Below are 19,686 nucleotides of genomic sequence, written 5' to 3' on the forward strand. Positions count from 1 at the left end.
CTTATTTACCAGGACAAATCTCTTTTCTTAATACTTCTCCGTCTTTCATACCCCTGGTATTTAATTCGATAGTGTCTACCCTGTTGCCCCGATGGATACGGATTTCATAATCGGTATCCTTTTCGAGTGTCAGGTTGATTTCCCGGCCGGGTTGCCCGATAAAGCACCAACCCACCTGCCGTTGCTTGTTGTAGATGTAGATACACGCATCTGCCAGCGGCGGACATACCGTGCCGATAAACGGTATCACGAGTCCGGGCGGAATATTGGTAAGGGTATATATTTCAGGGGTAGTAATCGCATAAATATCATCGCTTCCTTTACCACCAGGGCGATTGGAAGCAAAATAAGTATCTCCGGCAGCGGAGGCTACAAAATAGAAATCATCCCCGGAAGAATTGGTAGGATACCGCAGGTTTTCCGGCGCGCTCCATTGTGTTTTACTGCCGGTAGTGTGAAAAATATCAAAACCACCCATACCTACCCAGCCTTTACTGGAAAAATACAGGCTGCCATCCGGCGCAATAGTGGGAAACTCCTCTTCTTCTGCGGTATTAATGGAAGGCCCGCAGTTAACTGGTGCGCCCCATTTACCATCTCCCTGTTTTTCGCTGTACCAGATATCGGTACTTCCTTGTCCGCCAGGCATATCCGACGCAAAGTACAGCGTGTTGCCATCGCTGCTGAGGGCAGCATGACCTACAGAATACTCGTCTGGTTTGTTATAAGGGAATGCGGTTAAATCGCCCCATTTGCCATTGGCTTCTTTCTGGGAGGAAAACAATTCCAGGCGGCGGTAGCCGTACTTCACTTTATTTTCCTTTACTGCCGGAATGCGGCGGTCGAAATCTGTCATGGTAACATAAGCCGTATGGAAATCTTTATCAAAGGTAGCGGGGCCTACGTGATACCTGGAGTGATTGAAGGTGGGAGAAAAATCTTCGATGTAAACGCTGCCATAGCTGGCGGTATCTCCGATATAAAGATTCTGGTAATCGGTACGTGTACGGCCATACAGGTTCCGGTTAAAACGGCTGCCGTTGTCGAGCTGTTTGCGGTACAATGAATCTGATACAAACACGATGCCGCCGGGATAATGGGTAGCGCCCCAATCGGCGCCGGCGGTATTAAGTCGTTCTACATTGCGGATGCTCACAGGCGTGGGCGACTGGATCCATTGTTGCGCCGCATCGCAACCTTCGATACGGTTTTTTACGCGGTCTGATGATGCATATTGGGAATAAGCGGCTTTCGCCTCTGCGTATTTACCAAGACTCTTCAGCATATCACCATAGTACAGCCGTGCATCCGGCGATGCGTCGGAACGGGCCAGCAGCTTGGCGTACCAGTCGGCCGCCGCCGCATATTCATTGATGCGCCGGTACGAATCGGCCAGTCTTTCCAGCACCAGCGTTTTTGTCTTGTCTTTTTTCTTTGCGGCAATGCGTTCATACAAAGAGGCGGCTCTTGCATAATCGTATTTGGCGTAATAAATAGCGGCCTGTTGATCCAACGTCAATTGCTCCTGTGCCTGTAAAAATTGTACAGATAAGATGAGTAAAATTATACCAGCATATTTTTTCATGGTGTCTGTTTAAATGAAATCCCTGCATTAGAAATATCTAGGACTGATTACCCGGGCTTTCTTTCCGGGGAATAAAAACCCGATAGATATTTCATGTGATCCGCTCTGGAAAGAAGCCATTTTATTGATGGTCAGATCATATGCGTATCCTAACCTGAATTGATTGGTGATGTTAAACTGTACGAGTACGCTGGCAGCATCAAGTTGTTCCAGGTCTTTATCCAGCGCCGGTTTGTTCCACAGCTTTACGCCTGTTCTGTAAGAACCGCCTGCCCATAGCCTGTCGGCGATTAGGAATAAAGCGGTGAGATCTACGTTGGTAGGTCCTTTAAAATCTTCTTTTATCAGGAGAGATGGTTTGAATTTTACGTTTTCAGAAAGATCAAACATGACCCCGGCATTTACGTACAGGTGTTGTGTTTTACGGATGGTTTTATACTGGTAGCCTTTCCAGTAATACCGGGAGGCATCGGTATATAAAGAGAAGAGATCCATCACGGAGGCGCCTACATAAAATTTTGATGTAAAATAGTAAACACCGAACCGTGCATCCGGCACCCAGGTAGAGGCCCTTCCCAGCGGAATGGAGGGGTCATTGGCATCGTTGTACTGTAGGGTCGCACCGTCAATAGCGTATTGTGTAACGCCGGCGCCTACCCCAAGACATAAACGTTTGTCACCGTCTTCATTTAATGGAATACGGTAAGAATACATGCCGTAGATAGAGGTGGCATCCTGCGGGCCCAGTTTGTCATACATCACCTGTAACCCCAGCCCCACGCGGTTGTCGCGGGAAGCGTTGAGGGCACCGTCTATCGACACCCCGCCGGTTTGTGGCCCGCCGGGAAAATTGACCCATTGCTTGCGGTAGATGGCATTTGCATAAGGGTCTTCCTTATATCCCGCATAGGCAGGATTCACGCTCAACATGTTAAATACATATTGACTGAACTGTAAATTTTGCTGTGCGAGGGTACGGGCTGGTTTGAACACCAGCCCTGCCAACACTAACAGCAACATCAACTTTGATTTCACGCTTATGGTCATACGAGATTCTTTAAGAAGTCAATAAGTAATGATTATCGCAGTAACTCAATCCAGCCCTTCAAATCCCTGTTTACCTGCGCGGAACGTATTTTCAGGATGTAGTAATAAGTGCCTTCATTCAAGCCATCCCCATTCCATTTATTATCATAGTTTTTATTCTGATACACCTGGTTACCCCAACGGTTATAAATAAGCAGCGTGGAGCCAGGATACCTGTCCAGTCCGGGCACTACGAAATAATCGTTCTTACCATCGCCGTTCGGTGTAATAATGTTTGGTAAGAAGATATCCTCCCCGGTAATTTCCTGGGTCACGGTAGCAGTATTATCCGAAAGATCTACATCTGTTTCATTACCTGTGATGTTGGCGGTATTGGTCAGGGTACCGCCGCTGATCAGTTTCACGGTAAACGTCAGTGTTTCCTGCGTACCATTCGCCATTTCCGGTATCTGCCAGGTAATGGTCTTTGTAATCGGGTCAAATGTGGCCAGGCCTTTGGTCGTAATCATACTGATAGGTTGACCTAGCATACTTTCCATTGCATCTCTCAATATTACCCCCGTAGCAGAATCAGGTCCGTTGTTAATAGCGGTAACAACAAACTGTAGTTCCTGGTTCACATGAAGTGGTGATAAAGTATTCAGTTTCTTCATCACTTTCAGATTGGCGTACCGGTCGGTGGTGATAGTAACAACGGACGTATCCGGTGTGCTCACATCCGGCGGACCAGTGATGATCGCGGTATTCTGTACGCGACCCGGGCCGGTGATCGTTACTTCATAACTCCAGGTCTGTGTTTCGCCTGCATTGAGTAAACCAACATTCCAAACGATGACACGTTGTGCCGGATCAAAAGTGATGGTTCCTTTTGCAGGAGCACTGTATACCGGATCTCCCAGCTGGGAAGCCGGAGGTAACTGATCGGTGACCACTACCGGGTTAACACCGGCGGTACCATTATTCGTGACGTTGAGCGTATAAATGACTTTCTGGCCTACACTATAAGGACCGGCAGCCGGACTCACTGTTTTGGTGACCTTCAGGTCATTTTTGCCCAATACGGTGGTCACGATTGTATTACTGATATTATTGCTGCTATCTGCATCCGGTATGCCTGCAGGCGTATTCACCACAGCTGTATTGCTGAGTGTGCCCGGCAAAGGCGCAATGCCTGTAATCTGCAATACAAAGCTGGCGCCCGCAGGGAAAGTGGCGGCAGAAGCATTGGCCGTATTACCATTCAATACCGCCTGGATACCAGCTGCGCCACCGGTAGTACTCACCACGCTGATGGCCGGCTGCGACAACCCTGTAGGAAGTATGTCCTGCACTGTCGCCCCATTCGCATCAGACGGGCCGGCATTGTTCACGGTCAGCTGATACGTGATCCTGCTGCCTTCATATACTTCCGAAGGCCCGGTTTTGGTGATAGACAGATCGGTGTTACTGCCGATAATACTCACCACTTCGCCGGATGGAATATCTTTTCCACTACTCAATATCACGTGTGCGGTGTTGGTAACAGTACCTGCAGGTGCATCCTGTTTCACCGTTCCGGTCACTACAATCCTCAGACCGCTGGTATCTGCCGCAGGCAGATCTGCCATGATATTTACGCTATTGCCGGTACCGGTGGCGCCTGTGCTAATCACCGCGCTGCGTAACGGTGTGGCCGTCCAGCTGACATTGGTGAGTACATCCGGTACTGCATCTGTTACTTTCAGACCGGCCGCGTTGCTTGGGCCCGGATTTGCGACAATGATCACATAGGTAGCCTTATCTCCCCTTGTCATGATAGCATCGCCGGTTTTGCTGATAAGCACGCGGGAATCGGTTATCACGCTGGTGTTTACACGGGATTGCTTTGGCGCTACCCCTGCTTCTGATGGCGTAACAGTTGCTTCATTGACAATGATGCCTGTCGTGTTACCTGCTACCACACCACTCACCGTGATCACGATGATATTGTTGCTGCCTGCCGGCAGGTTGCCGGTGAGACTGATATTATTGGTATTACCGGAATTGGCGCCATTAATAACGGCGAGGCCATTGGCCACGGCCTGCCATTGTACGCCCGTAACCGATGCCGGCACCTGGTCTGTGATGGACAGGTTGAGCGCATCACTTAAACCTGTGTTGGTAGTGGTGATGGTATAACTGATCGGCTGGCCGGCAATCACCGTAGCCGGACCTGTTTTCTGAATATCCAGCTGCGGAGTGGCAGTGATCACCGTTTGCACCAGTTCAGAAGAATCGGCTTTGGCACCGGCTTCTGATGGTGTAATGATCGCCGTATTTTTCAGCGTATCACGGAAGGCAGGATCAACGGTACCATTCACGGTGATGGTAATACGATTACTGTTACCAGCCGGGATATTGGCCAGCAGATCGATCGCGTTACCACTACCGGTGACAGCGCCATTGATCACGGCATTACCGGAAGCGGAGGCAGACCAAACCACGTTGGTAACTGCTGCCGGCACCATATCATGAATATGTGCATTTACGGCAGCACTCGGACCGTCATTACCGGCAACAATGGTGTAACTGATATTTTCACCGGAGTGTAAAGCGGCCGGACCGGTTTTGCTAATTTTTACACCAGGTTGTAAAGTGACAGTTGTCACGATATTACTGCTATCCGGAGTATTGCCCGGTTCAGCAGGTGTTACAATCGCCGTATTCGGAAGGCTACCCGCGAAAGTAGAATCAATGACGCCTTGTATAGCAATAGTTATGTTCGCTGCCGCTGGTACATCTGCCGTGAGGCGCACATTATTACCAGTACCGGTATTGCCGGAATTAACTACTGCTCCGCCATTTACACTGACCACATTCCATTGCACCTGGCTGATGGTTGCCGGCACGACGTCAGTAATTAATGCATTCACTGCTTTACTGAGACCATTATTCGTGATCTGTAACAGGTAGTGAATGGTTTCACCGGCATGCATGGCTGTAGGACCATTTTTAATGACCGTCAATTCCGGATGATTTTCAATCACGGTAATCACCGGTGGCGACACCACCGGAGGATTACCCGGATCCGGTGGCGTAGCGGTCGCTGCATTGATCAGCGTACCGGAAGCATCAGGGGCTACTACACCGGTTACGGTAACAATTACTTGTGCATTACCGGTAGCCGGGATATCTGCATTCAATGCCACGTGATTACCGGTGCCGCTGGCGCCTGTGTTGATGGTCGCACCATTTATTACCTGGGTAGTCCATACCGGCTGTTGAATGCGGCTATCAATGGTATCTGTGAGGGCAATGTTGCGGGCGTATCCCGGACCACTATTGGTGAGCGTCAGTACATAAGTGATTTTATCACCTGCCGTGATGGTAGCCGGACCATATTTACGGATGCTTAAACCGGTTTCACGGTTAACGACAGTACTCACCGAATCGCTGACGGACGGAATACCGGTACCCGATACCGTTACCCGGTTCAGGATAGTGCCGTCGAAATCATCGTTGAGCGTGCCGGTTACCAGGATGGTCACATTATTACCTGCGCCGCCTGGTATATTCACGGTGGTATTGATATTATTATTATCCCCGGAGAATGGCCCGGTTACAGCAGCAGCGCCGTTGACCGTTACTTCCCAATGCGTATTTCTTACCTGTGCGGGTACCACATCCAGAATATTCAGGCCCGTTGCATCAGAAGGACCGCTGTTGGTTACCACTACATTATAGGTAATAGCATTACCTGATACCGCCTGTGCGGGTCCGCTTTTTCTTACCTGCACACCCGTGGCCTGACCGATGAGGGTGGTTACGGAGCTGGTGTTATTTGCCGGGTTGTAATCTGTAACACCATTTACGGTAACATTGGCAGTATTGGTCAGGTTACCTGAAGGAGTGCCACCGCTCACGGTGCCGGTTACGGTGAACGTGATATAATTACCCGGACCCGCTGCTATTGTAGCCGGGATATTGATATTGTTTCCGGTGCTGTCTACCCGGTTGCCGCCCAATACAGTAGCATTACCGGTTACAATCGCATTCCAGGCTACACCTGTAATAGCTGCCGGGATCTGATCATTGATCACCAGGTCGTCGGCGTTATTGGGTCCTGCGTTGAATACCTGGATGGTATAGCTGACAGCTTCGCCGGCAAATAATCTTTGCGGACCACTTTTCACGATACTCACATCCGTGGATTTATCTACAGAAGTAGTCACCGAACTTTCTTTGTGCGAACCCGCTGTAACGCTGGCGGTATTTGTGATGGTAGTACCCGCAGTATTATTCACAATACCACGGATCACGATTACAATGCTGTTATTACCCACCGGAATATCTGCGGTGGTTTGCACCGTATTGGTAGTGCCGCTGACCGCGCCTGTCACCGTTGCAATTCCGGTAGCAGAAGCATTCCAGGACGCAACTGTGATAGCAGCTGGCACGAGATCTTCTATCTGTGCGCCGGTAATATTACCCGAGCCACCATTGGTGATCACCACGTTGTACTGGATGGAATCGCCCACATGTGTAATCGCGGGACCGCTCTTCGCAATACGTACCACCGGATCATTGTCTACCACCGTTTGTACACTGCTGGTATTATCGAGCAGGTTAGGATCCACAATGGCGCTGCCTCCGGGGAAGCCGGTGGTAGCAGTATTAATAACAGTGGAGCCATTGGCTACCGCCGGACTCATAATACCTTTAATGGTGACCAGCAGTGTGCTGCTATCAGCCGGGATATCTGCAGTGAGACTCACGTTACCGTTTCCGGCAGCAGGCGAAATATTTTTCACATTGCCGGTGAAGCTGGTGGTCCAGCTGGTGTTAAGCAATTGTGCAGGTAATACATCCGTTACCTGTACGCCGGTAGCATTGGAAGGGCCGGCGTTCTGGATACGGAGGGTATATTCCACCGGCTCACCGGCGGCCTGGTTAGCCGGACCGCTTTTCACGATGCGCAGATTAGCCAGGCGTGATACGGTTGTCAGCACACTGGCAGTATCTCCAACCGGTGTCACGGATGGATCATTGAGTGCGATAGCCGTATTGGTAATGGTGGTGGCGTTGTAATCCGGATCTACTTTTCCATCTACCTGTATGCGGATGGCGGCCAATGAGGTATTCGGAATATCCGCCTGCAGGAGAATATTACCGGTGCCGGTATTGCCGCTGTTAATCACGGCGCCGTTGATGGCGGTGGCGGTCCAGGTAGCATTTATAATACCTGCTGGTATTACGTCTTTGATAGTGACATTTGTGGCACTGCCCGGACCATTGTTGGTAACGTCTACATTGTAACGGATCGGGTTACCGGCAGTGAGACTGGCAGGTCCGGATTTATTGATGTGCAATACCGCTTTGCGGGTAACCAGTGTATTTACCTGGGAACTAACCGGTGGTATACCTGGTTCTGCTGCCGCTACTGTGGCTTTATTCACGAGGGTGCCAGACAGGTCATCTTTTATAACGCCGGCAACAACGATGTTAATAAAGTTTGCTTCGCCAACCGGGATATTGGTAGTGAGCCGAACGATATTGCCGGCGCCTCTTGCACCGGCAGTAATGCTGGCGCCGCCACTGGCAGTGGCAATCCAGTTCGCATTCAGTACGGTTGACGGAATTGTATCAGTGATGATGGCGCCCACCGCATCGCTGGGTCCTACATTAATCACTTTCACACCGTATACAATGGGTTCGCCCGCGTGTGCAGTAGAAGGACCTATTTTGCTGATAAGCAATCCTGGCTTGCGACTTAATACGGTTACCACCGTATCAGAGTTTACCGGTGGAATACCAGGTTCTGCCGGCGCTACACCTGCAAAGTTAGTGATACTAGGCGCGGTAACAGCGGCAGGTATTGTTGCGGTGATGATGATATCAATCACACCTGTTTTTGCAGGTACGCTGCCGACTATACGCAGCAGGTTGCCCGTACCCGTAGCTCCGGTGCTGATGGAAGCGCCGCCGCTGGCAGTAGCAGTCCAGGAAGTAGCATTCAGTATCTGCGGGAGGTTATCGGCAATCACCGTATTTAATGCGTTGGAAGGTCCGAGATTGGTCACCTGCAGGCGGTAAGTGATCTGATCTCCGGCGCTGGCCGCAGCAGGACCTGATTTACGGATTTTTACATTTGGTTTTTGTACAACGGTGGTGACAACCGGGTTGGAAACACCAGGTGTAGCACCCGCTTCTGATGGCTGGTAAACAGCGGAATTGGTGAAGCTACCGCTGAAGGCAGGATCAACTATTCCATTTACCGTGATGGTAATAAAATTATTACCACCGCCATTGATATTTGCATCCAGGTTTAAGGTATTACCGGTACCTGTTGCTCCACGTATAATAGTGGCGTTTCCGCTGGCAGTAGCTGTCCAGGTAGTTTGTTGTATAGCGGCCGGAATCTGATCATCCACAATCAGGTTGATGGCATCTGACAAACCGGTATTTCTCACAATAATGGTATATACAATCGCTTCGCCTGCACTGAGCGTAGCCGGACCGGATTTACTGATGCTCAGGGTGGGAATTCTTCTTACCCTTACTACTTTGGTAGCGCTCACAGGAGGTACCGCTTCCGAAGGAGTAGCAGTAGCCGTATTCCGCACAATACCTTCCAGCGCAGCGGATACTTTTCCTTTAACAGTAATGATCAGTTTATTAGCAGCGAGGCCACCAGGAATAGATCCGGTGAGCCGGATGTTATTTCCTGAGCCGGAAGCATTGCCGCTGATAGTGGCAGCGCCCTGCGCCACGGCAGACCATTGTACACCGCTGATTTCAGCAGGCACCACATCTGTTACCACGAGATTTTGCGCGTCGGCTGTATTCTGATTGGTAACTTCTATCGTGTAGGTAACAGTATCTCCGGCTAATATCAAATCAGCTGCTGATTTGGTAATGGCCAGTTGCGGCAGCCGGGTTACTGTGGTCACCTTGGTAGAAGAATCGGCGGTACCTTCTCCTGGTGCGGGAGTAACCACTGCTTTATTATTGATTTGTCCGGAGAAAGTAGGATCAATTTTACCTCTTACGGTGATGGTGATATTATTGATATTACCGGCAGCAATATCAGCAGTGAGTGCAATATTATTACCAACGCCTGCGCTGGCGCCGCTGATAGAAGCATTGCCGTTAGCCACCGCATTCCAGATCACGCCATTTATAGTGGCCGGAACGATATCCTTGATAGTTAATGCACGCGCATTACTTGGACCATTGTTGACCGCCTTGATAGTATAAGTAATAATAGCCCCGGCACTGGCCGTATCAGGACCAACTTTGGTGATGGACAAGGCCGATTGCCTGTTGATGGTAGTTACCACCTCATTGGAATTCACCGGTGGAATACCTGCCTCTATGGGTATTACCTGTGCTGTGTTATGGATCGGATTAAACGTAGGTGGCAGAATGGTACCGGTAATGATCACCCGGATAGTAGCTCCGGCATTAATATCTGCCGAAACAACCACCAGGTTTTTATTACCCGTTGCGCCGTCTCTGATGACACCGGTGCCAGTCAGCACAGCGGCTGTCCAGCTCACATTATACAATGCCGGTGATACCACATCGCGGATCGTGGCGTTGGTAGCATTGGAAGGTCCCTGATTGGTTACATCCACGGTGTAGGAGATCTGTTCTCCGGCTACCGCCGTAGCAGGGCCACTCTTCTGAATAGAGAGCTTCAGGGATTTTTGCACCACTGCAAGATCAATATCTGTAACAGGAGGAATACCCGGTTCCGCAGGCGTGGCAACGGCACGGTTCAGGATAATACCTGCATAATCCGGGCTAACGGTACCGGTTACATGAACAATAATACGATTGGAAGCGCCTGCCGGAACGTTACCGGTAACACTGATCCGGCTACCACTGCCGGAAGCTCCGGCAGTAACAACAGCGGCTCCCTGCACGGTGCTGGTCCAGGTTACATTCTGAATGGCTGCCGGCACGGTGTCGGTAATCACTGTTCCCACCGCGTTACTCGGCCCGTTATTCATCAGCGTGAGTACATAGTCTATTTTTTCACCTGCAATAGCGGGTCCTGCGCCGGTCCGGGCTTTATCAATCAGCAAGCCGGGCGAACTGGAAATAAGGGTATTCGTTGTATTCGAATTTACCGGCGGCACAGTGGTTTCGGTTGGCGTAACCGTAGCTGTGTTGAGGATATTGCCGGTAGCATCTGCATTCACAGTACCTGTAATACTGATATATACTTTACCTGTATCTGCCGGAAAATCGGCCACAAGACGCAGATTATTACCAGTACCTGTTGCCCCGGAGGTAATCACTGCTTTTCCGGTGGAAACAGCCGACCAGCTTACATTACTCAGTTTGGAAGAAATCACATCCGTAATCACAGCTGCCTGGGCATCACCTAATCCCTCATTTTCCACTACCAGGGAGAATTTAATCGCTTCCCCGGCCACAGCGGTAGAAGGCGCTGTTTTTATGGCGTCAAAGAAAGGTCTCCTGGCAGCGCTGATCACTGAAATCGCAGTAGCACCATTGGCATCCACCTGGTCCAGCGACACCGCATCTATTTCGTTCGTAATAGTACCTTCAAAAGATGACAGAATTTTCCCGTGGACAATAATATATACATCCGCGTTACCTACCGGTATAGATGCATTCAGATCAATCTTGTTATTGGTAGAATTATTTTGCAGGATCTGCGCCGCACCGGTAGTAGCGTAGATGATATTCTTTACCTGGATACTCGCAGGGATCGCATCTACCACATGCACATTGGTGGCGTTACTGGGACCGATGTTAGCGACCACCATTTCGTAATCCACATCCTGCCCTGATAAGTAAGGACCGGATTCCAGCACCGTTTTGGTGACACGGATATCCGCCTCGCTTCTGTAACGAAGCACTACCAGGTCTGAATCCGGCGGACAAACACCATTGGAGATAATCCAGGCTAAAGTAGCAGTGGTATTGGGGTTCAACGTAATCAGCGTTCTGGGATTAGTGGGATTGCTCACCACCGCAGTACCGCTGATCAGCGCCCATCTGCCCGTACCTACGGCAGGCGCGTTCGCCGTCATATTAAATGCCCCCGTATTATACTGTGTCTGATCCGGACCCGCATCTGCTTTAGTAGGCGCAGGTATTACGGTGATCCTTACTATACTGGAGGTAGCTAAACAGGTGCCATTGGCAATGCCCCATCTGAACTGATAGGTACCAGTAGTGAGCCCGCTGACGGTTGTTGCGTTATTATGATTATCTGCAAAAACGGCGGTATTGGGACCGCTGATCTGCGTCCAGGTACCCACACCCACTGTTGCCACATTACCTGCCAGCGTAGTGGAAGTAACGGCGCACAATTCCTGGTCGGGGCCCGCCACCGCCGTTGTGGGCGGCGCATCTATCACTAACGTAAACGGATATAACGCGGAACTACAGTTTACCGTGCTGTTTCTGAAACTGATTGTAAAGTGGTAAGTTCCGGGCGCTGCGCCGGCGGGTATCGTTATCCGGACGGGCGAGCCGGAAAGCGCCATATTGGTAACCGGTACAAAGCCAGGCAGGTCTGTGCTGACAATACTATATTGATTGGGTGTACCGGAAGTAATGGTATACGGGAGATTAACCAACACGGTTCCTGCGCAAACATTGGTCACCGCGCCGAGTGTAGCGGTAATCTGCGGACTTACATTCACCAGGAAAGATTGCGATACGCCGTCGCCCTGACAGCCACTTACCGTAGCGGTTACACGATAATAGCGGGAGGCCGTTAATGCGCCGGTATTAAGAGTAGCACCTGTTTGTCCGGCTACTGTAGTCCACGCAGTGCCATTAGTACTGGTTTCCCAGAGATAGGTAAAGCCGGTAGTGGGTGTACCGGTACCTGCCTTAGGTGTGACCGTTGCCGTTAATGTAGCAGCCGTATTGTAACAAATAGGTTGCTGCCCGCTGATGGCCACTGTAAAATCAATTACTTTCAACTCGATAGGCGTAGACACCACCCGGCAATTGAGGTTATTGATTTCCGCCTGACCACCGGCTGCCACTACACGATATTCAAATCCTGCCTGCGCATTGGTTACCTGGAAAGTATGCTGGTTATTTCCCTGGTTATTTATTACGCCCCCTTCATTCACCCAATCGGTAGCACCCAGTGCTCTTTTCTGTAACTGGAAAAAGTAGGTAGAATAACTACCTGCAGGTAAACTTACGGTCACACTCGTACTGGCGCCACTGCAAACCACGCCTGCAGCCTGTGTAAAAGTGATCGGAGGACCACAAGCCGCAAAAGCAATGTCATCCAACGCCAGGTCATTACCATTACTATTGGGTGTATTACTATAGATTCTTAAGATCACAGAACTGGTAGTAGCCGGCATCTGAAAAATACCAGCCTGTCGTACCCACGTACCCGGAGCCGAGTAGCTTACCTCGCCTGTAGACACCGAAGTAATAGGCGTTCCATTCGGGTTGTTGGCATCCACAATATCAAAACGCAGACTGGGTTTCGATACACCATTCTGCGGATTGATGTTCATGATCCAGGCGGAAAATTCAAAGGTAGTACCGGCGCATAAGCCGGTAATAGTTCTTTCATAAAATTTTCCGGGGCTGGCTTCTGCATCCACCACCATGCAATAGCCGGTGCCGTCTGTGGAAGTATGATCGGGGCGGTCTACAAAATAAGTGTTGTTATAGCCACGGGTAGTATTACTGATGGTGTACTGACCTGGATAAGGTCCGGTAGGGCGACTTGCGCCAGCGGGACTATAATAGGCATAGGTAGTAATGCCTGCCGGCAACGGGCCTCCCAGCGTGGGTTTCGCAGCAGTAGCCGCCTGGCCGAAGGTTTCCTTAAAAACAGGATCGCCGAGGGAACCGGTACATTGCTGGGCGCTCACCTTTGAAACGGTAAGCATACCTAACAATACAAGTACAGACAAAGAACGTTGCATAAAAATTCCTATAGAAGACGTTACTACAGACGCCTTCTGTTTACATAGAGACATGGACCATCTACTCACCATAAAGATTCAGCATTTGAAAAATGAATATCCCGTCCAATGATTGCGTTGTAACACGGGATCAACACGCATTGATTCATGACAGACAAAGGGTTTCCATACGTGCACAGAGGACACGCTGCAACCCATAGTGTATGAGCTACAAAAACTATTTTTTACCAACAAAACGGGTGATACTTCATCAACCTACATACATCCGATCGACAGCAAGTGTATCTTTCAGGAGTTATCAACAACGAAAATGGCAGAAAGTTTACAAAATTTTTCTTTTGAGGCTGGAATGCCTTTTAAGCGCGGATCACAAAAGATTTCTAAGGTGCAATAAATATTAAAGAAGATAACATATCATGGCAACGAGTGCGGCAAAAAGGGTGTTGCCGAAATTCACGAGGTCATTTCCGATCAGGTGCTTACGTTCCAGTGTGGCGCCGAGGAGGGAATCCGCCAGGTTACCGGCAATACCAGCCAGGGCAACAATCCATACACTTTCGTCCATACCAAAACAAATCCCGCAAAGCAATGCCAGGACACCGGCACCGGCAGCGCCCAGGAGGGTTCCTTCCAGGCTGATTACACCATCAAGGCCCCTGGCTTCTTTTTTAAAAGTAACGATATTATAAAAATGACGGCCGTATACCATGCCCAGCTCGGAGGACAAGGTATCTGCTGTAGCAGCAGCCAGGCTGGCGGCCAGCATTGTGATGTACATGTCTTCGCAATCCGGGTTTACCAACGCCAGCAGCCCCATGATAGCCGCCACACCGCCATTGGCAAATACCTGACCGGCAGTGCGTTGCTCCGGATGTTTTTCCCCCGGCAATGTTTTCAGGTGTCGCTGATGTGAAGTCGCTTTTACGCCCATGATGAAAAAGGCGCCCAGCAGAAATAAACCACCATAACCACTCCCTGCGGCTACCAACAAGGCTACTATAGCAGCCATTACACCACCGGAAAGGGTCAGTTTACGAAGTTTTACACATAGTACGGCGATGGCGATAATCACCACGGGAATAATCAGCTGGTAGTAAGAAGTCAGTTGCATAGCGAAGCGCAAAACTATGCAAATATCTCATTCCTGTTTTCTTTTAAATATATGGGGCGGTTTTTTCCTTTACCCAGTCGTGGTAGACCTGCCAGCTGTCCCATACCGACTGCGCCCATTTTTTCATAGCAGCATACAGCTCTTCCTCCGTGGTGGCTTTTAGTACATCCGCTACCGTGATACTACCAGCCGGCGCTGGTGGCGGGGTGAGTGCCTCCCAGGATTGCCGGGGAATGATACTGTGAATGTGTTGCACCTGCCGGCCGGTATAATTTTTCTCCAGGGCCAGATACAATCCGATAAGCGCAAAAACGGTGGTGACCGTACGGCTCACACCGCCGGCGTGCTGGGCGCCATAAGCATCTACGGATAACTGGTGATGAAAATCGGGATGTTTAAAAGCAAACGTGCGGGAAGAGAGTTGATTGAAAAGCTCCAGGCATTCACCGGAGGCATTGTACCTTTCCGAAGGGGCTAATTGCTGATACGCAAGATGTAATTTACAGCCCGGGCAAATGATATTGTTTTCTGTCATATGCTGCTGGAATTAATGCTGGTGTAAATACTAAAAATAAGGATTTTACACCAGCATTCTCTATTATTCCTCCAGCAAACGAAGCATAGTGTTCAACTCTGTAATGAGGGCATCATCGTTCCCTTCAAAGCCACCGGAGCGGAAACGGATCACCCCGGATTTATCCAGCACCACCTTATAAGGTACGCTGGGTACACGGAAATGGGTAAACGCTTTATAGTTACTCTCCCCTTTCAGTGGTTCATCGAGCAGGTAACGGAACGGGAACATTTTTTCCCGGCTGAATTGTTTTACTTTCTTCAATGCATCGCCGGTTTCAAAAGTGGCGATAAACAGGAACACTACTTCCGGATGTTGCTGCATCACCTGTTGCATAGCTGGAAAGGATTGTATACAGGGCTTGCACCAGGTTGCCCAGAAGTCAAGCACCACGATCTTTCCTTTAAAGTCGGCCAGCTGCACGGTTTTCCCGCTGGTATCTTTTAAACTGATTCCCGTTACTGTCTCATGCAGCATATTAGCCCTCCACTCCCTCCGTAGATTGGTATCCGGCGGTGGCAGCAGGCTACTAAGGTATTGGTCATAGGGCACTGCAGATCCGGCTTTCTCGTAGATCTTTTTCAGTTGTGCCTTCATCTGCACCGATGCCTTTCCCGTTTTCACGGCATATGCCAGTAATGCCTGTGCTGCAGCAGATTTCCCATCCGCCACCAGGAGATTTACATACAACAGTGCTGCTTCTTTACTTTTCGTATGTGCATAAGCGGTAGCTGCAAATGGAATTCCTGCTGCATATTGTTGTTGTGCAAGATAAAGTGATGCCAGGGTGAGATAAGCATCCCATTCTCCAAAAGAGGCAGTGGTGTCAGTAGCCTGTACCCCACGCCGCGCCCACGTCATCGCGGGTTCCGGTTGTTGCCGCTGCTGATAGTAGCGGGCAGTCTTCGCAAAAAAGACAACGCGATCGCGGTTACCCTGCAGCTTTGCGATATAAGGTTCCGGGGAAGCGCCATTTTCTATAGCGGCACTCCCCATTGCCTGGTACAGCCCGGTATATTCATAATCGGGCGCGCCTTTGGCAACCGGCTCCGGGAACTGTTTCATAAAAGCATCAAACTTCCTGTTCTTCTGCACAAAATCCTTTTCTGCTTTCACCTGTTCCAGCTGTTCTTCCCGGACAAAAATGCCGTTGGGAAAACGCTTACGTAACAGCGTTGCCAGTGAATCTGCCGCATGCCGTTCACCAAGAAACTGAAAATAACGCTGGTTCAGCGTCAGTTCGTCTTCGTTGCTGGTTTTCCAGGCCAGCAACTTACGGAGCAATAAAACTTTGTCGTCCGGCTCCGGGGAGTTGGCCAGCATATTAAAATAACTGCTCCGGAATAGTGTTTCTGCTGCCGGGTTTACTGCTATTTCTTTTTTCAGGTAGATGAGTTCCCTGGCAGGATCTTTTTTTAGCCCCGCTCTGCCAGCCATCAGCAACGACATGCTGTAGTAGGCAAAGGGAAGAGGTTTGCCGGCGGCATAAACCGGGAACAGATAGCCGTCTCCGTTATTATCATCAACAATTTCCTTCAACTTTTCGCTGCCACCTGCAGTTGGTGTAATCCGTAGCATGACTGCCTGCGGTGGTGCGGTCAGCATAAACTCCCACTGCTGTCCGTTCTTTTGCATGGGTATCGTCTGTTCGTTGGTTGGGTGGTCTTTATCGTACCAGATCACATGGGCATTTAAAGCAGCCTGAGTGACCAATACGGTCCCCGCAGGGGTATAGGTTACCTTCACACCGTTACCGGCAGAAAGAACGGCTGACAGCCGCAGGGAAGCATAACTATTGGTATCTGCCACCCAATTGGAAACTTTCTGTTGCTGCATGCGGTAGTCTGTGCGAGCTGCCGCATCGGAAGCCAGTAAAAGAATACTACTACCCAGGATTAAAAAAAAGTTTTTCATATGCACCTATCTGAAAAGCGATTTAATTTTTTCTTCCAGGTCCGTACCGATCAGGTTAGAAGAAACAATTTTTCCTTGCTGATCAATGATCACATTGGCAGGAATGCCCATTACAGGATAGCTTTTAACCACGGGGCTTTTATCTGCCATGAGGTCAGATACATTGGCCCAGCTCATTTGCTCTTTTTCCGAAGCCTTCAACCACGCGGTCCGGTTGTTATCCATAGAAAAAGAAACGATCTCCAGACCTTTGCTGTGATAGCTGGCATACAACTCCTTCAGTAACGGGATTTCTGCGCGGCAGGGTACACACCAGGATGCCCAGAATTGCAGCAGCGTAAACTTACCGGCTTTCACCCTGTCGCCTAAACGAATCATGTCGCCATTAACCGCAGGCAGTGTGAAATCAACAAATGGCTCGTTGATCATCTTGCCCTGACGACGGGCAATAGTAGCTTCCTGTGCGGCATTCTGCTTACGGGCGGTGCGGATAAGCATGCTGCTATCGCCCAATTGTTTAGCAGCTGCATCTACAATGGTCATTGTTTTGGCGCGATCGGGTTCCAGCTCCAGCAGGATAGCCGCCATCACCGCAGCGGATGGATCTTTGCCGTTGTTCAATACTTTTTGGAGATACCTGCTCCTGATATCAAAGTGATGCATAAACAGTTCTATCATTTTCCATTCTTCGTCCTTTTTATCAGCGGCACCGGGATGTTTATACTGCCAGAGAATTTTGTCGGCGTTGATATAGGCGGTATCACGCTGGTAGCCGAGTACCCAGTTATTGTATTTTGTACCGGTTACCTGCGACAAGCCCGTAGGCAATAGCTTGAAAGTGGCTTTCCCTTTTTCCACAATCACCGGGTAGGAATACATATCGCGGCCGCGATGATATACCAATGATACATTCATTACTTCCTTTACGGGACATTGCAGGTGAAAATGACCCTGACGGATCGTATCTCTTGCCAGCTCCTGTGCATCGCCGTATACATCGCGCACCAGCTTTACTTCTATGTTATCGGCATCTTTTATGATTCCACTCAGTTCAAATACAGGCGGATTGCCAACGTACTTAAAAGACAAGAGGAAGGTGGCCAGCGCCATGATCAGGATCACGGGCTGGTATTTTTTACTACGTATGTGGTTCATGTTACCTTGGGTTTTGTATGATTTCCGGATTCATTAAAATATATTTTCTGCCGATAGGCAGGATGCTTCTGTTGCTGTTGGGCGCCACGGAAAAAGTGCCGTCCGGCAGTGTATGCGTTACCGTGATAGCTGAATTATCAACGGCATTATAACGGCGGATATCAAACCAGCGGCTACCCCGGAAAGCCATTTCCCTTCTGCGTTCCAGCTTTACGATGTTCAGCGCTTCCGCCGGACTACCGGCAGACAAGGTATAGCTGCTACCCGTTTTATAGCGGGTACTGCGCAACAGGTTAATGTCTGATATGGCATCACCGGTATTGCCGAGTCTCGCACTGCTCTCCGCGCGGATCAGGTAAGTTTCGGGTACAGAGGGGCCTTTGGCAGGCTGACGGCCAGACCATTCGTTACTGAAAAAACCGATGTTGATACCGAAGGCGGCGTCATCAAAAAAGAAAGAACGGTAACGCAGGTCGTTGGTCTTGTCATACAACGCCAGTAACGAAGCAGACGCATAAGCTATCGGGCTGATCATCGGCCCTGATTTTTCCATCAGCGTTTCTGCATTCTGGAAATTGCCCGGATACTGGATCACCTGCGGGAAAGAAGGATTTGGCGGTAATGCGTTATAATCAAGCAGTGTATGATAATATGCCAGCGAGGAATCTGCATATGCATGTGCCTGCGTTGCGTCATTTTTAAACAGGCTTACTTTTGCCAGCAACGAAAACACGGTAGGCTTTACCGGTCTGTTGGTAGCCGCTTTGTCGGGTGCAGCTGGAAGATCGGGTAACGCGCTGTTCAGATCTTCCGAAATAAAATCATAGACCTGTTGTATCGTAGCGCGTGGCAACTGCTCTTCAAAGTCCAGCCCTTTCCGGATAGGAACTCCCGGATCTGCAGCAGCAGTAGTACTGCTGTAAGGCTTTGCATACAGGTTCACCAGTATGAAATATGCATAGGCGCGGTGTACCCTGGCTTCCGCCATCAGCTGCCGTTTCTGTGGATCTGTACCACCGGTGGAGGCCATCACCTGGCCAGTGACCAGGTTTGCAGTATAGATCTGGTTATACATGGCTTCCCAATCCTTATCTGATTCATAATCGAGATAAATATTTTCCGCAAAGCGGAATGCGTTTAAAGCGTTGGCATTGTAGTAGGTCTGGGAAAAGGGATTGATGCTCATATCGTCGTCCAGCATCAGATCCATACCATAGGTGGAAAAAAAGCCGTTGGATTTTCCATTTGCGGTCGTTTCATCCAGCAGCAGGCGGTAATCGGATGTTTTCTCCGGGATAAAAGATCCTTTTGGTTTGATGTCGAGGTATTTCTTGCAGGCGGTTCCTGTGAGCAGGATGCCTCCGTATACCAGGAAATATAATAGCTTTCTCATCAG

Annotated in this window: 8 protein-coding genes; all 8 read right to left on the reverse strand. The window is 49.7% G+C overall.

Annotated features, from left to right (window positions below; all coding sequences use genetic code 11):
* Position 1: 1 nt before the first annotated feature.
* The gene (locus BMW79_RS28170) at positions 2 to 1,585 is read right to left on the reverse strand and encodes a tetratricopeptide repeat protein (protein WP_089901173.1); all 1,584 of its coding nucleotides are present in this window, start codon (positions 1,583 to 1,585) and stop codon (positions 2 to 4) included.
* 27 nt (positions 1,586 to 1,612) lie between these two features.
* The gene (locus tag BMW79_RS28175) at positions 1,613 to 2,632 is read right to left on the reverse strand and encodes a PorP/SprF family type IX secretion system membrane protein (RefSeq protein WP_218150468.1); all 1,020 of its coding nucleotides are present in this window, start codon (positions 2,630 to 2,632) and stop codon (positions 1,613 to 1,615) included.
* A gap of 32 nt (positions 2,633 to 2,664) precedes the next feature.
* A complete protein-coding gene (locus BMW79_RS28180; protein WP_177192367.1) occupies positions 2,665 to 13,536 on the reverse strand; it encodes a T9SS type B sorting domain-containing protein in 10,872 nt (3,623 codons plus the stop codon).
* Positions 13,537 to 13,933: 397 nt separating this feature from the next.
* Positions 13,934 to 14,647 (reverse strand): DUF92 domain-containing protein, encoded by a 714-nt coding sequence (locus tag BMW79_RS28185; RefSeq protein WP_089901179.1) that lies wholly within the window; start codon positions 14,645 to 14,647, stop codon positions 13,934 to 13,936.
* 43 nt (positions 14,648 to 14,690) lie between these two features.
* Positions 14,691 to 15,182, reverse strand: a complete 492-nt coding sequence (locus BMW79_RS28190) for a DUF5946 family protein (protein ID WP_089901188.1) — start codon at positions 15,180 to 15,182, stop codon at positions 14,691 to 14,693.
* A 63-nt stretch (positions 15,183 to 15,245) separates the two neighbouring features.
* Complete coding sequence (locus tag BMW79_RS28195) at positions 15,246 to 17,135, reverse strand: TlpA family protein disulfide reductase (RefSeq protein ID WP_089901190.1); 1,890 nt, start codon at positions 17,133 to 17,135, stop codon at positions 15,246 to 15,248.
* A gap of 6 nt (positions 17,136 to 17,141) precedes the next feature.
* The gene (locus BMW79_RS28200) at positions 17,142 to 18,290 is read right to left on the reverse strand and encodes a TlpA family protein disulfide reductase (protein WP_089901193.1); all 1,149 of its coding nucleotides are present in this window, start codon (positions 18,288 to 18,290) and stop codon (positions 17,142 to 17,144) included.
* A gap of 1 nt (position 18,291) precedes the next feature.
* Positions 18,292 to 19,683 (reverse strand): RagB/SusD family nutrient uptake outer membrane protein, encoded by a 1,392-nt coding sequence (locus BMW79_RS28205; protein ID WP_089901196.1) that lies wholly within the window; start codon positions 19,681 to 19,683, stop codon positions 18,292 to 18,294.
* Positions 19,684 to 19,686: the final 3 nt, after the last annotated feature.

The organism is Chitinophaga arvensicola (assembly GCF_900110835.1).
GTDB classification, from domain to species: Bacteria; Bacteroidota; Bacteroidia; order Chitinophagales; family Chitinophagaceae; genus Chitinophaga; species Chitinophaga arvensicola.

What these genes read in the sequence shown, in the direction of transcription:
- BMW79_RS28170 (WP_089901173.1), bottom strand. Translation starts at nt 1,585, where the DNA reads ATGAAAAAATATGCTGGTATAATTTTACTCATCTTATCTGTACAATTT.
- BMW79_RS28175 (WP_218150468.1), bottom strand. Translation starts at nt 2,632, where the DNA reads ATGACCATAAGCGTGAAATCAAAGTTGATGTTGCTGTTAGTGTTGGCA.
- BMW79_RS28180 (WP_177192367.1), bottom strand. Translation starts at nt 13,536, where the DNA reads ATGCAACGTTCTTTGTCTGTACTTGTATTGTTAGGTATGCTTACCGTT.
- BMW79_RS28185 (WP_089901179.1), bottom strand. Translation starts at nt 14,647, where the DNA reads ATGCAACTGACTTCTTACTACCAGCTGATTATTCCCGTGGTGATTATC.
- BMW79_RS28190 (WP_089901188.1), bottom strand. Translation starts at nt 15,182, where the DNA reads ATGACAGAAAACAATATCATTTGCCCGGGCTGTAAATTACATCTTGCG.
- BMW79_RS28195 (WP_089901190.1), bottom strand. Translation starts at nt 17,135, where the DNA reads ATGAAAAACTTTTTTTTAATCCTGGGTAGTAGTATTCTTTTACTGGCT.
- BMW79_RS28200 (WP_089901193.1), bottom strand. Translation starts at nt 18,290, where the DNA reads ATGAACCACATACGTAGTAAAAAATACCAGCCCGTGATCCTGATCATG.
- BMW79_RS28205 (WP_089901196.1), bottom strand. Translation starts at nt 19,683, where the DNA reads ATGAGAAAGCTATTATATTTCCTGGTATACGGAGGCATCCTGCTCACA.